The organism is Streptomyces sp. SudanB52_2052 (genome assembly GCF_964272415.1).
GTDB lineage: Bacteria > Actinomycetota > Actinomycetes > Streptomycetales > Streptomycetaceae > Streptomyces > Streptomyces olindensis.
In genome coordinates, this window is sequence record NZ_OZ186796.1 from 4,486,998 (window position 1) to 4,501,503 (window position 14,506).

General features: G+C 70.5%; 10 protein-coding genes. 7 read left to right on the plus strand and 3 right to left on the minus strand.

What is annotated here, in order from left to right; all coding sequences use genetic code 11:
- The first annotated feature begins 34 nt into the window (after positions 1-34).
- A complete protein-coding gene (locus ACSUPV_RS19835) occupies positions 35-1,039 on the plus strand; it encodes an endonuclease/exonuclease/phosphatase family protein (protein WP_436948007.1) in 1,005 nt (334 codons plus the stop codon).
- Between the two features lie 75 nt (positions 1,040-1,114).
- Here the strand turns inward: ACSUPV_RS19835 and ACSUPV_RS19840 are convergent, their stop codons facing one another.
- Positions 1,115-3,193 carry a PhoX family protein gene (locus ACSUPV_RS19840; RefSeq protein WP_359790932.1) on the minus strand — a complete coding sequence of 693 codons (2,079 nt, stop codon included), beginning with the start codon at positions 3,191-3,193 and terminating at the stop codon, positions 1,115-1,117.
- Positions 3,194-3,473: 280 nt separating this feature from the next.
- On the opposite strand from ACSUPV_RS19840, the gene ACSUPV_RS19845 reads away from it, so the two are divergent.
- The 3 genes from ACSUPV_RS19845 (at position 3,474) to ACSUPV_RS19855 (ending at position 7,420) form a co-directional block, all read left to right on the plus strand.
- Complete coding sequence (locus ACSUPV_RS19845; RefSeq protein WP_436948009.1) at positions 3,474-5,222, plus strand: VWA domain-containing protein; 1,749 nt, start codon at positions 3,474-3,476, stop codon at positions 5,220-5,222.
- An 89-nt stretch (positions 5,223-5,311) separates the two neighbouring features.
- Positions 5,312-6,928, plus strand: a complete 1,617-nt coding sequence (gene metG, locus ACSUPV_RS19850) for a methionine--tRNA ligase (RefSeq protein ID WP_037762658.1) — start codon at positions 5,312-5,314, stop codon at positions 6,926-6,928.
- A 126-nt stretch (positions 6,929-7,054) separates the two neighbouring features.
- Entirely contained in the window at positions 7,055-7,420 is a 366-nt protein-coding gene (locus tag ACSUPV_RS19855) for a PH domain-containing protein (RefSeq protein WP_031118097.1), read from the plus strand.
- A 404-nt stretch (positions 7,421-7,824) separates the two neighbouring features.
- Here ACSUPV_RS19855 and ACSUPV_RS19860 read toward each other — a convergent pair whose 3' ends face one another.
- The gene (locus ACSUPV_RS19860; RefSeq protein WP_436948011.1) at positions 7,825-9,180 is read right to left on the minus strand and encodes an MFS transporter; all 1,356 of its coding nucleotides are present in this window, start codon (positions 9,178-9,180) and stop codon (positions 7,825-7,827) included.
- Between the two features lie 205 nt (positions 9,181-9,385).
- Between ACSUPV_RS19860 and ACSUPV_RS19865 the strand changes: the two genes are divergently transcribed.
- From ACSUPV_RS19865 to ACSUPV_RS19875, 3 genes are all read left to right on the plus strand, one after another.
- Positions 9,386-10,390, plus strand: coding sequence for a FecCD family ABC transporter permease (locus ACSUPV_RS19865; protein ID WP_031118100.1), 1,005 nt, complete (start codon positions 9,386-9,388; stop codon positions 10,388-10,390).
- Positions 10,387-11,454, plus strand: coding sequence for a FecCD family ABC transporter permease (locus ACSUPV_RS19870; protein ID WP_031118101.1), 1,068 nt, complete (start codon positions 10,387-10,389; stop codon positions 11,452-11,454). Before ACSUPV_RS19865 ends, ACSUPV_RS19870 begins: the two co-directional genes overlap by 4 nt.
- Positions 11,455-11,542: 88 nt before the next feature.
- Positions 11,543-12,586 (plus strand): ABC transporter substrate-binding protein, encoded by a 1,044-nt coding sequence (locus tag ACSUPV_RS19875; protein ID WP_436948013.1) that lies wholly within the window; start codon positions 11,543-11,545, stop codon positions 12,584-12,586.
- A gap of 60 nt (positions 12,587-12,646) precedes the next feature.
- On the opposite strand, the gene aspS is transcribed toward ACSUPV_RS19875, so the two are convergent.
- Positions 12,647-14,410: an aspartate--tRNA ligase gene (aspS, locus tag ACSUPV_RS19880; protein WP_031118103.1), complete on the minus strand. Its 1,764-nt coding sequence runs from the start codon at positions 14,408-14,410 to the stop codon at positions 12,647-12,649.
- Between the last annotated feature and the right edge of the window lie 96 nt (positions 14,411-14,506).

A 14,506-nucleotide genomic window follows, 5' to 3' on the forward strand; every position in this document is an offset into this window, starting at 1 on the left:
CGGGCATCACACCCCGTGAACGGAAGGCCGGGCCTTGGACACCGCCGCTGCCGAGTGGACCGCCACCGACGACGAGCCGGAGCGCCGCCGTCCGCCCGGACGGCGGCTCGGCGCCTGGTGCGCGGGCCTGCTGCTCGCCGGGGTGAGCGTGGTCGTCGGCTTCCGGACCGCCGACAGCGACGGCACCACCCCCGTCCCGCAGGTCCTCGCCTTCCTCCCCTGGCTGCTCGCGCCCACGGCCCTGGCGCTGCTGTTCACCCTGCTGTCCCGCTGGTGGCTCGGGACGGCCTGGGGAGTCGTCCTGCTCGGCCTGCTGGCCTGGTTCATCGAGCCGTACGGCAAGACGGGCGATCCCGCGGGCCGCCCCGTCGCCGAGCTGCGCGTGCTGACCTCGAACGTCGAGTTCGGCCAGGGCACCGGCTCCCTCGTCGCCGCCGTCCGCCGCGAGAAACCGGACCTCGTCTTCGTCCAGGAATGCGAGTACACCTGCGACGCGCGGCTGAAGCGGGACCTGGCGCGGGAGTACCCGCACCGCCGCGCCGTCGAGGGCGGTGGCTCCGAGGGCTCCGTCATCCTCAGCCGCTACCCGCTGCGGCCCACGGACGGCGTCCGCGCCACGATGGGCATGCCCGGCGCGATCGCCGACGTGGACGGGCACCCCGTACGACTCCAGCTCGCCCACCCCATGCCCCCGATACCCGGCCAGGTGGGCCTCTGGACCAGGGAGCTCGACGCCGTGCGCGACGCGGCCGCCGCCGACCGCGGCACCCCCCTGGTCCTGGCCGGCGACTTCAACGCCTCCCAGGACCACGCCGCCTTCCGCCGCATCCTCGACACCGGCCTGTACGACGCCGCCCGGCTGGACGGCGCCGACCGCACGGCCACCTGGCCGGCCTCGACCGCCCCGACGTTCGGCACGCAGATCGACCACGTGCTGGTGTCCGAGGAGTTCGCGGCCGACCGCACCCGCGTCCTGGACCTGGCCGACACGGACCACCGGGCGGTGATCACGGACCTCACGCTGCACGACGGCCGATAGGGGCGGACAGACGCAGACAGGGGACGCCCGCCGGACGCCCCCTGTCACCGCTGCGCGACCCGCTGCGTGACTCCGTCAGCAGCCGATGTCGCCGCCGTCGGCACGCCACACGGCCACGACCGCCGGCCGGACGTAGCTGCCGGGCCCGTCGGGCCAGGTGCTGGCGGGCTTCTCCACGGACGCGCCGTCGATCTCGCCCGGGTGCTGCACGGCGACGAGGACCCGCCGGTCCTGGATGATCGGACCGCAGGTCTCGGCGCCCTTCGGCACGGTCAGGAACTGCTTCAGCTCACCGCGCCGCTCGCCCCGGGTCGCCACGCCGAACAGGCCGTCGTGCGAGCCGAGCTGGGCGCCGTCGGTGGAGATCCACAGGTTGCCGTAGGGGTCGAAGGCGACGTTGTCCGGGCAGGAGATCGGGCTGACGCCGTCCTTCGGGAACCCGGCGAAGTAGGTCGCCGGGTCGTCCGGGTCACCGGCGACCAGGAACAGCGACCAGGCGAACTTGGTGCTCTCGGGCCGGTTCCAGCGCTCGGTGAGCTCCAGCACGTGCCCGTGCTTGTTGGCGTTGCGGGGGTTGGCCTCGTCCGCCTTGGCGTTGGAGCCGACACCGCGGTTGCTGTTGTTGGTCAGGGCGACGTACACCTTGCCGGTCACCGGGTTGGGCTCGATGTCCTCGGGCCGGTCCATCTTCGTCGCGCCCACCTTGTCTCCGGCGAGACGCGTGAAGACGAACACCTCCTCGGCGCTCATCCCGTCCACGTGCGAGACGGCACCGTCGGCGGTGGCGGTGGCCAGCGGAATCCACTGACCGCTCCCGTCGAACTCGCCGTCCTTCGGCAGCTTGCCCGTGCCGTCGATCTCGATGGCGGGGGAGTCTCCGGTGAGCTTGGCGACGTACAGCGTGCCCTCGTCGAGCAGGGAGAGGTTGTGCTCGCGCACGGCCCGGGAGGTGCCGCGCTTCATCCGCTTGCTGCTGACGAACTTGTAGAAGTAGTCGAACCGCTCGTCGTCACCGGAGTAGACGACCGGCCGCCCGTCGTGCGTCAGCCGCACGGTGGCGGCCTCGTGCTTGAACCGCCCGAGCGCGGTGTGCTTGCGGGGCGTGGAGTCAGGGTCGTACGGGTCGAACTCGACGACGTACCCGAACCGGTGCACCTCGTTCGGCTCCTGGGCGACGTCGAACCGCTTGTCGAACCTCTCCCACTTGCGCTCGCTGGCCCCGGTCCCGATGCCGTACCGCTTGTCGGTCGCCCGGCTGCTGTTGGCGAAGTACTGGTTGAAGTTCTCCTCGCCGTGCAGGGTCGTGCCCCACGGGGTGACGCCACCGGAGCAGTTGTTGAGGGTGCCGAGCACCTTGGTGCCGCTCGGGTCGGCGGAGGTCTTCACGAGGTCGGACCCGGCGACGGGCCCGGTGAGCCGGAACTCGGTGGTGGCGGTGACCCGCCGGTTCAGCTGGTGCCGGGGAACGGCGGTGAGCCTGCCGGTCTTCCGGTCCTCCTCCACGACGACGGCGGACAGCCCGTGCGCGGCCCAGGCGATCTCCACCTGCTCCCGGCTCGGGTTGGCGGCGTCGTACCCCCGGAACATCAGGATCTCGTCGGTGTACTCGTGGTTGGCGACGAGCAGCTGCCGGTTGCGCTCCCCGGGCAGCGGCAGCAGGGCGAGGAAGTCGCAGTTGTACCCGAACTGCCCGGCCTGGGCCTTGGCGGTCTGCTTCTCCGGGTCGAAGGCGGGCGCGCCGCGCAGGATGGGCTCGCCCCAGCGGATGACGACGTTCTGCCGGTACCCCTCCGGCACGGTCACGGCGTCCGCGGTGTTGGGCGCGACGGGCGCGAAGCGCAGCCCGCGGGCGCCGGGCTTGCGCCGGGCGACATCCGAGGCGGTGGCGGCCGGGACGGCGGCGGCGGCCTGCGGAGCCTGCCCGGCCCCGACGGCACCGGCGCCGGCGGCGGCCACGGTCACGACAGCCGCGGCGCGCATCATCGACCGCCGGCTGAGGGCACCGGCGATCACGTCACCGACGTACTCGTTGGAGCTGGTGTTGGGCACCTCGTGGAAGCAGGCGTCACCACACCGGAAACGACAGGTCAGGGCGGACCGGCCGCCGGGATGCGAACCGGACGGCGTTCCGATCAACGGCAGCAGCTTTCGCACTTTGCTCTCTCCTTGGATGCCCATGGTGTCAGCGCGACCGTAGGGGCACATACGTGCGGGAGCCGGGCGCCCGGGTGAACAACGAGTGAACCCACAGCAGCCGTACGGGGGTTGCCGCCATTCAGCGTGGCGACACCTGCGCAGGCCGGATGTGCCCCTTGACAGGGTGGATCCCGCACACCTGACCCTGCCCAAGATCGCGCAGGCGGGCCGCTAACCTTACGTGTCCGTCCTGGCCAGGGATTGACGGGCTTCAACTCACGCGAAGGGTTGCGCGCACATGGGCATTCTCACTCTCTTGCGGAACGCGTTCGGACGGTCACGCAAGTCACGGACCGCCGAGGCGGAGGGTGCGGCGCAGACGACGACCACGGAGACGGCGCCCGCACAGGAGCCGCCCGCGTCCCCCACCACGGTCCCGTCCCAGGAGACCCCGACGCCCCCCACCCCCGACCGGAAGGTCCCCTCCCCCTCCCCCTCGCCCGAGCCGCCCCCCAGCCCCTCGGCCACCGTCCCCGACCCTCGTACGTCGTCCCCCGACGAACACGACCTGGTGGCAGCGGCCTTCGACAACGTGACGGTACCGAGGCCTACGCCGTCGGGGGAGGGGGAGCCGACGGTTTCGGAGCCGACGGTTTCAGAGGAGTCGGCGGTTGCTGAGTCGTCGGTTTCGGAGGAGCCGAAGGCCGCGGAGCCGACGGTTTCGGAGGAGCCGGCGGCTGTGGGGGAGCCGGTTGCGGAGAAGTCCGCGGTTGCGGAGGAACCGGCGGCTGCCCACGAGTCGGCCGTTGCCGAGAAGCCGGCGGCTGCGGAGCGGTCTGCGGATGCCGCGGAGCCGATCGTCGAGGAGCCGGAGGTCTCGGGATCGGAAGGCGTGGAGGAGCCGGTCGCCGAGAAGGCCAAGGCGGGCGAGGCGTCGACCGACGAGCCGGAGATCGTCGAGGAGTCGGTGGTGGACGAGCCGACGGTGGCGGAGACGGCGGCCGAGACGGAAGCCGAGACCGCCGCCGAGACCCGGACGAGCGACGAGCCCGAGTCGTCGTCGGTGCCCGAGACGTCGGCTGAGGAGCCCGCGGCCGACCCGGAGGGCGAGGCGCAGCCCGCGCCCGAGGCCGACCCGGAGGGCGAGGCGCAGCCGGAGCCCGAGGCCGAGGCCGAGGCGAAGCCGACGCCTGAGGCCGAGGAGAAGCCCACGGCCGACCCCGAGCCGTCGGCCACCCCCGAACCCGCAGCCGCCGACGGCGCTCAGCCCCCGCAGGGGCCACCCGCAGCCGACGACGAAAGCCGCACGGGTGGTGCGGGTGGGCACGACACGGCCGAAGGCGAAGCCGAGGCCGAGGCCGCCCCCAAGCCCCCCACCACCCCCAAGCCCGCCCTCACCCTCACCCAGCTCAAGACCCGCGCCCCCGGCCTGGCCACCGCCTACCGCACCGCCGCCACCACCCTCAAGACCCACAACCTCACCGGCACCCGGGCCAAGGTCTACCTCGTCCTCGACCGCTCCGCCTCCATGCGCCCGTACTACAAGGACGGCTCCGCCCAGGCCCTCGCCGAACAGACCCTCGCCCTCGCCGCCCACCTGGACCCCGAGGCCACCGTCCCGGTCGTCTTCTTCTCCACCGAACTCGACGGCACCGGCGAGATCACCCTCACCGACCACGAGAACAAGATCGACGACCTGCACGCCTCCCTCGGCCGCATGGGCCGCACCAGCTACCACGCGGCGGTCGAAGCCGTCCTGGCCCGGCACGACAAGGAGACCCCCGGCACCCCCGCCCTCGTGGTCTTCCAGACGGACGGCGCCCCCGACGCCAAGACCCCCGCCACCCAGTCCCTCACGGACGCCGCCAAGACCCACCCCACCGTCTTCTTCTCCTTCGTCGCCTTCGGCGACCCGGAGAACAAGGCCTTCGACTACCTCCGCAAGCTCAAGACCCCCAACACGTCCCACTTCCTCGCGGGCGAAACCCCCCGAGAGCTCACGGACAAGCAGCTCTACGACGGCGTACTGGCGAACTGGCGCCCGTAGCCCGACGCGGGGTGGACAGGGCGGAACCCCCTGTCCACCCCCCGAAACGCGTGTGAGTCGATCTTCGGCGGACCAGTAGGATTTCGACCATGGCGGCCACTGGATCCGAGAAGCAGGGGGCGAAGGCGTACTACGTCTCGACCCCCATCTACTACGTCAACGACGCTCCTCACCTGGGCCACGCCTATACGACCGTCGCAGGCGACGTGCTCACCCGCTGGCACCGTCAGCGCGGCGAGAAGGTGTGGTACCTCACCGGCACGGACGAGCACGGTCAGAAGATCATGCGCACCGCGGAGGCGAACGGCGTCAGCCCCCAGCAGTGGGCCGACAAGCTCGTCACCGAAGCGTGGAAGCCTCTCTGGGAACACCTGGAGATCGCGAACGACGACTTCATCCGCACCACGCAGAAGCGCCACACGGACCGCGTCAAGGAGTTCGTCCAGGACCTGTACGACAAGGGCGAGATCTACAAGGGCGGCTACGAGGGCCCGTACTGCGTCGGCTGCGAGGAGTACAAGCTCCCGGGCGAGCTCCTCGACGGCGAGGGCGAGTACGCGGGTCAGAAGCTCTGCCCGATCCACAAGAAGCCGGTGGAGATCCTCAGCGAGGAGAACTACTTCTTCAAGCTGAGCGAGTACGGCGAGAAGCTCCTCGCCCACTACGAGGCGAACCCGGGCTTCATCCAGCCCGAGTCGGCGCGCAACGAGGTCGTGAACTTCGTCCGCCAGGGCCTGCAGGACCTCTCCATCTCCCGCTCGACCTTCGACTGGGGCATCCCGATCCCCTGGGACGACAAGCACGTGATCTACGTGTGGGTCGACGCCCTGCTGAACTACGCCACGGCGGTCGGCTACAACGAGAACCAGGCGAAGTTCGAGGAGACCTTCCCGGCCGACGTCCACCTGGTCGGCAAGGACATCCTCCGCTTCCACGCGGTGATCTGGCCGGCGATGCTGATGGCGCAGGGCCTCCCGCTCCCCGGCAAGATCGCGGCCAACGGCTGGCTGATGGTCGGCGGCGAGAAGATGTCGAAGTCGAACCTGACCGGCATCAAGCCGCAGGACCTGACCTCGCACTTCGGCGTGGACGCCTACCGCTGGTACTTCCTGCGCGCCATCGCCTTCGGCCAGGACGGCTCCTTCTCCTGGGAGGACTTCTCGGCCCGCTACACGAGCGAGCTGGCGAACGACTACGGCAACCTCGCGTCCCGCGTCGCGGCGATGGTCGGCAAGTACTTCGGCGGCGAGCTGCCGGCGTCGACGGCCGACGGCGAGGCGGAGAAGGCGATCCACGACGGCCTGGCGAAGGCGGTGACGGAGGCGGACCGCCGCATCGGCGACGACCTGGACTTCCAGGGCGGCATCCTCGCGGTCTTCGACTTCGTGAAGCAGGTCAACGGCTACATCACCGAGCAGGAGCCCTGGAAGGTCGCGAAGGACACGTCGGACGAGGGCAGGGCCCGCCTGGCCACGATCCTCTACACGGCGGCGGAGTCCCTGCGCGCCGTGGCGGTCCTCCTCAACCCGGTGATGCCGGAGACGTCGCAGAAGCTCTGGGACTCCCTCGGCGCGGAGGCCTCCCTCGGCGCGCTCGCCGACCAGAAGATCGGCGAGGCCGGCGAGTGGGGCAGGCTCCCCGCCGGCACGACGGTCACCAAGGGCGCGGTCCTCTTCCCGCGCCTGGAGGAGAAGCCGACGGCGTAACAGCGGTAACACGCTCGCTACAGCATGGGCCCGGGAGAAACGAGAACCTTCTCCCGGGCCCGTCGCTTTGCGAAGATCGCGGGAGAGCGGCCACGAGGCCGCGACCACACCCACGGGGGACTACCCATGGCACTCTTCGGCAACGCCCACACCGTAGACCCGGCCTCGGCCCAGCAGGACTACGCCCGCCTCCTGGGCCACGGCGAGCAGGTCCACGCCGCGTTCCTGCTGATCCGCGACACCATCCTCTTCACCGACCGCCGCCTGATCCTGATCGACAAGCAGGGCATCACCGGCAAGAAGGTGGAGTACCACTCGGTCCCCTACCGCAGCATCACCCACTTCGCGGTGGAGACGGCCGGCACGTTCGACCTCGACGCGGAACTGAAGATCTGGATCTCCGGCACCCCCACCCCCCTGCAGAAGACCTTCACCAAGGGCGTCGACATCTACGAGGTCCAGGCAATCCTGACCCAGTTCGTCGCAAGGTAGCCCCGGAACGTTCCTCCCAGCCTCGAATGGGTGAACCCACCCGGCGCGCCGCATATGCCGGCCCTTGATCGGCCTAGCTTGCGCACATGGTCATTGGCGTACTTACGCGCGAAGTACGGCGTGCCCGTGCTGCTCGTCGCCGTCTGCAAGAACCGGCCGACCGCGTCGTGGGCGGCGGGCCCCTTCGAGTGCCGCGTCGGCACGTGGACGCCACAGAGCACCCGACCCTTCGCGCTGGGCCCGGACAACGTTCCCGAGATCACCGACGAGTCCGTGGTAGCCCATGAACCGCCATGCTGAGCATGCTGGCACGCGGCATGCGGTCGTTCGACAAGGCAACAGCGAAGTACTGGAGATGACAGGGCCCGCCCCCCACCAGGGAGCGGGCCCCGCGTCGGCTTGTGTCAGCGCGCCTCCCCCGCGACCGGCTTCCCCACCACCGCCGTGGCACCGGCACCGGAACCGCCCTGCATCCCCCGCTTCGTATGCCGCACGAACGCCACCCCCACCACCGCCAGCACGGACGCCGCCGACAGCGTGTACAGCCCCCCGTTCGTGCTCCCCGTCGTGTCCTTCAGGTAGCCGAACAGCGTCGGCGACACGAACCCGCCCAGGTTTCCGATGGAGTTGACCAGGGCCAGCCCGGGCGCCGCGATCTTCAGGTCGAGTCCCGACTGGGCCATCGGCCAGAACAGGGTGGCCGCGCACTTGCCGCCGACCGCCGCGAGGGTGAGGGCGACGAGGCCGAACCAGGGGGACCCGAGCGTGGCCAGGAAGGTGCCGGTCGCGGAGAGGACCAGGGCGATCGCCAGGTAGGGACGCCGGTCGGGGGCCCGGTCCGTGAAGTGGCTCATCGTGTACATCGCGATCACCGCACAGATCCACGGAATCGCCGACAGCAGGCCGATCTGGAAGGGGGACAGCCCGCCGATCTCCTCCACCAGGCTCGGCAGCCAGAACGTGATCGCGTAACCGGTGAGCGCCATCGCGAAGAAGACCGCGGTGAGCACCGCCACCTGCGGGTGCAGGATCAGCTTCCAGCGCGACACCGACGGCGCCCGGTCGCGCGCCTCCTTGTCCCGGGCCACCGCCTCGCTCAGCGCGTCCTTCTCCTCCTGCGTGAGCCACTTGGCGTCCTGGATCCGGGAGACGAGGAAGAACCCGGCGATGAAGCCGACCAGGATGGAGAAGGCTCCCTCGAGGGCGAACATCCACCGCCAGCCGGCGATGCCGCCCGCGCCGTGCAGCTCCAGCAGGGCGCCCGTGATCGGGCCGGTCACGATGTACGCCGTCGCCGAGCCGCCCAGGAAGATCGCACTCGCCCGGCCGCGGCTGGAGTCCGGCAGCCACTGGGTGAAGTACAGGAGCACGCCGGGGAAGAACCCGGCCTCCGCGACGCCGAGCAGGAAGCGCAGGGCGTAGAACATCCACACGCTGTGGATGAAGCACATCGCCACGATCACCGCACCCCAGGTGATCATGATCCGGGTCAGCCAGATCCGCGCGCCGAACCGCTCCAGCCACATGTTGCTCGGGACTTCGAACAGCGCGTATCCGATGAAGAACAGGCCCGCGCCGAGCCCGTAGGCGGTGGCGCTCACCCCGACGTCGGCCCGCAGCTCGTCCTGGACGAAGCCCACGTTCGTCCGGTCCATCTGGTTGACCAGCAGCATCAGAACCAGGATCGGCAGCATCCGGCGCAGGAATTTGCCGACCGCTCGCTGCTCGGCCTCGGGTATGGCTGTCGCGGCTTCTGACATCGTTGTCTCCCCTGGGGCATACGCGTACGTGAACAGCAATCACGTAGGCGGGAACACTACGGAGGCCCTACTTCCGGGTCAATGGGTTGACGAGTATTCATGTATATGAACGAAAGGGGTGCAGCGGCCGGTCGTGGGCACGACACCGCTTACGCTGGTGCAGCCTCGGCCGAACCGCGCCAGGCGGTTCCCCCGGAGAAGGTGCATGTCAGCAGTCACTCGCCGGCGCGTCGGCTGGACGGCCGCCGCCCTGCTCCTGTTGCTGCTCGCCGTCCTGCTCAGCCTCGCCGTCGGCAGCCGCCCGGTCGCCCCGGGCGCCGTCTGGGACGCGTTGGTACACGGCGGACAGAGCGAGAACGCGCAGGTCGTACGGTCCCTGCGGGTACCGCGGACGGTCATCGGCGTGCTGGTGGGCGCCGCACTCGCCGTCGCCGGAACGGTTCTCCAGGGCATCACCCGCAACCCCATCGCCGAACCCGGCATCCTCGGCATCAGCCAGGGCGCCTCGGTCGGCGTCGTCTGCGCCATCACCTTCTTCGGCGTGCACACGCTCACCGGCTACGTCTGGTACGCCTTCGCCGGCGCGGGACTCGCGGCCGTCGCCATCTACGCCGTCGCGGGCAGCGGACGCGGCGGTGCCTCGCCCGTGAAGCTGGCGCTGGCGGGCGCGGCGATGAACGCCTTCCTCGCCTCCGTCGTCTCCGGCATCGTCACGACCGACGCCCGCGCCCTGGACGAGTTCCGGTTCTGGGACGTCGGGTCGATCAGCGGACGCGATCTGACGATCGCGGGGCAGGTCTGGCCGTTCCTCACCGTCGGGCTGCTGCTGGCGTTCGCCCTGGCCCGGGGCCTCGACGCGCTCGCCCTCGGTGACGACGTCGCCCGCGGACTCGGCCGCAACGTGCCGCTGCTGCGCGCGACCGGCGCCCTGTCCGCGACCCTGCTGACCGGTGCCGCGGTCGCCGCCGCGGGCCCCATCGCCTTCACCGGCCTCGCCGTCCCGCACATCGCCCGCGCCCTGGTCGGCCCCGCGCACCGCTGGCTGCTGCCGCTCGCCGCCCTGCTCGGGCCGGTGATGCTGCTGCTCGCGGACGTCCTCGGCCGGATCGTCGTACGCCCCTCGGAGGTGCCGGTGGCCGTGATGACCGCGCTGGCCGGTGTGCCGTTCCTGGTCGTCCTGGTGCGGCGGAAGGCGGTGCCCGCCGTATGACGCGAGTCGTGGAGTCACCGCCTCCGGTGGCCGCCCGCCCCGCCGGGTACGCCGTGCTGCGGGCCGGGCGGTGCAGTGTGCTGCTGCACCGCAGGGCCGTCGTCGTCGCGGTCGTGCTGGCCGTGCTGCTGGCGGTCACCGTGGTCGCCTCGCTGTGCCTGGGCCAGTCGTACGTCTCCCCGGGCGAGGTCGTCCGGGTGCTGCTGGGGCTGCCCAGCCCCGACGAGCTGGTGGTGGGCACCCTGCGGCTGCCGCGGCTCGTGACCGGGCTGCTGGTCGGTGCCGCGTTCGGCCTGGCCGGCGGGCTGATCCAGACCGTGGCCCGCAATCCGCTCGCCAGCCCCGACGTCATCGGCGTCACGCACGGGGCGGGCGCGGCCACGGTCGCCGCGATGACCTTCGGCGTCACCTCGTACGCCGTCCTGCCGTACGTGTCGGTGGCCGGCGGGCTCGGCGCGGCCCTGCTGGTCTATCTGCTGGCCTGGCGCGGCGGCCTGCACGCCAACCGTTTCGTGCTCATCGGCATCGGCATCTCCGTGGCGCTGGCCTCGCTGACCCGCCTGTTCGTGACCAAGGGGGACTACCTCGTCGCCCAGCAGGCGAAGGTGTGGCTGACCGGGTCCCTCAACGGCCGCGGCTACGACCAGGCCGCGCCGCTCGCCACGATCCTGCTGCTGCTCCTGCCCTTCCTGGTGTGGGCGGCCCGGGCCCAGCGCGGCGCCGACTTCGGGGACGACACGGCCGTCGCCCTCGGGATCCGGCTCGGCCGGGTGCGGCTCGGGCTCAGCGCGCTCGGGGTGGTGCTCGCCTCCGCGGCCACCGCCGCGGCCGGGCCGGTGGACTTCGTGGCGCTGCTCGCCCCGCAGATCGCGCGGCGGCTCACCCGCACCCCGCACATCCCGCCGGTGTGCTCGGCCCTCATGGGAGCACTGATCGTCGTGGTGGCGGACCTGATGGCCCGTCGGCTCCTGTCGCCGCTGGAGCTGCCGGTCGGCGTGTTCACCGCCGTCGTGGGTGCTCCGTACCTGATGTGGCTGATCGTCAGGAGCCGGGCCCGACGATGACGGGATCCCCACAGTCCGGATACATCCCGCGCACAGGATTCGCTTAAAGTAAGGCTCGCCTAAGTTCTACCGAGGTTCAGGAGTCTCCATGTCCGTCACCAGCCGCGGCGCCACCGCTGTCGCTCTCGCCCTCGCCGCCGCGCTCTCCCTGACGGCATGCGGCGGCTCCTCCGGCGAGGAACCGTCCGGGGAGGCCTCCGCCGGAGCCGGGGACAAGAAGGCCGTCGCCCAGGGCGGCAAGGAGTTCGCCGACGCCGCGAGGAAGACCGCGGCCATGGGCACGGACGCCGCGCCCGGCCAGTGGCCCCGCACCGTCGAGCACGCCATGGGCGAGACCGAGATCAAGGCACAGCCCAAGCGCGTCGTCGTCCTCGACGTCGGCGAGCTCGACAACGTCGTCTCCCTCGGCATCAAGCCGGTCGGCCTCGCCCCGACCGAGGGCTCCCCCGAACTCCCGTCGTACCTGAAGGGCAAGGCGGGCAAGCCCGAGAGCGTCGGCACCATCAACAACCTCAACCTCGAGGCCATCGCCGCGCTCAAGCCCGACCTGATCCTCGGCAGCCAGCTGCGCGCCGCCGACAAGTACGACGAGCTGTCGCAGATCGCCCCGACCGTCTTCTCCCTGCGCCCCGGCTTCACCTGGAAGGAGAACTACCTCCTCAACGCCGCCGCCCTGGACAAGACGGCCGAGGCCAAGGCGAAGCTCGCCGCCTACGACAAGAAGATCGACGCCCTGGACGAGAAGCTCGGCGCGAAGAAGCCGTCCGTCTCCATGGTCCGCTTCATGCCGGACGGCGTGATCCGCCTGTACGCCAACGCCTCGTTCATCGGCACGATCCTGAAGGACGCCGGCATCCCGCGTCCGAAGAACCAGGACATCGACGACCTCGCCGCCGAGGTCAGCGCCGAGAACATCGACCAGGCCGACGCCGACTACATCTTCACCGGCGTCTACGGCGACCCCAAGGCCACCGACAAGTCCAAGGCCCAGGGCAACCCGCTGTGGAAGAACCTGAAGGCGGTCAAGTCCGGGCACGCCCACGACGTTCCGGACGAGACCTGGTACCTCGGCCTCGGTGTGATGGCGGCCGAGGAGGTCGTCGCCGACCTGGACCGGCACCTCACCGCGTAACCCCGCGTACGACAGTGGCCCGGAACCGACGGCGGTTCCGGGCCACTCTCGCGTCCGCGCCTACTTCGGCTGCGGCTTGCGCACCGACAGGTGCAGCTCCTTCAGCCGCGCCTCCTCCAGCTCCGTCGGCGCGCCCATCATCAGGTCCTGGGCGTTGCCGTTGAGCGGGAAGGCGATGGTCTCGCGGATGTTCGGCTCGTCGGCGAGCAGCATCACGATGCGGTCGACGCCGGGGGCGATGCCGCCGTGCGGCGGGGCGCCGAAGCGGAAGGCGCGCAGCATGCCGGCGAACTTCTCCTCGACCGTGTCGCGGTCGTAGCCGGCGATCTCGAAGGCCTTGAGCATGATCTCCGGCTCGTGGTTCCGGATCGCGCCGGAGGACAGCTCGACGCCGTTGCAGACGATGTCGTACTGCCAGCCCAGGATGTCCAGCGGGTCCTGGGTCTGAAGGGCCTCCAGGCCGCCCTGCGGCATGGAGAAGGGGTTGTGCGAGAAGTCGATCGCGCCGGTCTCCTCGTCCTTCTCGTACATCGGGAAGTCGACGATCCAGCAGAACCGGAAGACGTTCTCCTCGAAGTGCCCGGCGCGCTTGGCGGCCTCGACCCGGACCGCGCCCATGATCTTGGAGACCTCGTCGAACTCGCCCGCGCCGAAGAAGACCGCGTGGCCGGCCGCGAGCGACAGGCGCTTGGTCAGCTCGGCGACGTTCTCCTCGGTGAGGAACTTCGCGATCGGGCCGGACAGCGAGCCGTCCTCGCCGACCCGGACCCAGGCCAGGCCCTTGGCGCCCTGGGAGACGGCGAAGTCACCCAGCTGGTCGAAGAACTTGCGGGGCTGTGCGGAGACGTCCGGCACCGGCAGGGCACGGACGTGCTTGCCGGCGAAGGCCTTGAACTCCGAGCCCTCGAAGATGTCGGTGATGTCGACGAGTTCGAGCTGGGCGCGCAGGTCGGGCTTGTCGGAGCCGTACTTCAGCATGGCCTCGCGGAACGGGATCCGCGGGAACGGCGAGGTGACGTGGCGGCCGTTGCCGAACTCCTCGAACAGCTCGGTCATCAGCTTCTCGACGGGCTGGAAGACGTCTTCCTGCTCGACGAAGCTCATCTCGATGTCGAGCTGGTAGAACTCGCCCGGCGAGCGGTCGGCGCGCGCGTCCTCGTCGCGGAAGCAGGGCGCGATCTGGAAGTAGCGGTCGAAGCCGGAGATCATCAGCAGCTGCTTGAACTGCTGGGGCGCCTGGGGGAGGGCGTAGAACTTGCCCGGGTGCAGGCGGGAGGGGACGACGAAGTCGCGGGCGCCCTCGGGGGAGGTCGCGGACAGGATCGGCGTCGCCATCTCGTTGAAGCCGAGAGCCGTCATCTTGTGGCGGATGGCGGAGATGACCGCCGTGCGCAGCATGATGTTGCGGTGCATGCGCTCGCGGCGCAGGTCCAGGAAGCGGTACTCCAGGCGCCGCTCCTCGTTGACCCCGTCCTCGGTGTTGATGGTGAAGGGCAGCGGGGCGGCCGCGCCGAGCAGTTCGACCTCGCCGACCTCGACCTCGACCTCACCGGTCGGCAGTTCGGGGTTGATGTTCTCGGCGCCCCGGGAGACGACCTTGCCGTCGACGCGGACGGTCGACTCCTTGGAGAGCTTGTCTAGGGCCTCGTAGGCGGGCGTGCCGGGACGGGCCACGAGCTGCGTGATGCCGTAGTGGTCGCGCAGATCGATGAAGAGGATGCCGCCCAGGTCGCGCCGATTGTGCAGCCAGCCACTCAGCCGGACGTCGGTGCCGACGTCAGAGGAGCGGAGCTCGCCGCAGGTGTGGGACCTGTACCGATGCATCGTCGTTCATCCAGTCTTCGCTGATCGGGGTCTGTGTTTCACGTGAAACACAGACCCCAGCGTACCGGCCAGGCGAAGATCGGCTCTCCTGAGTTC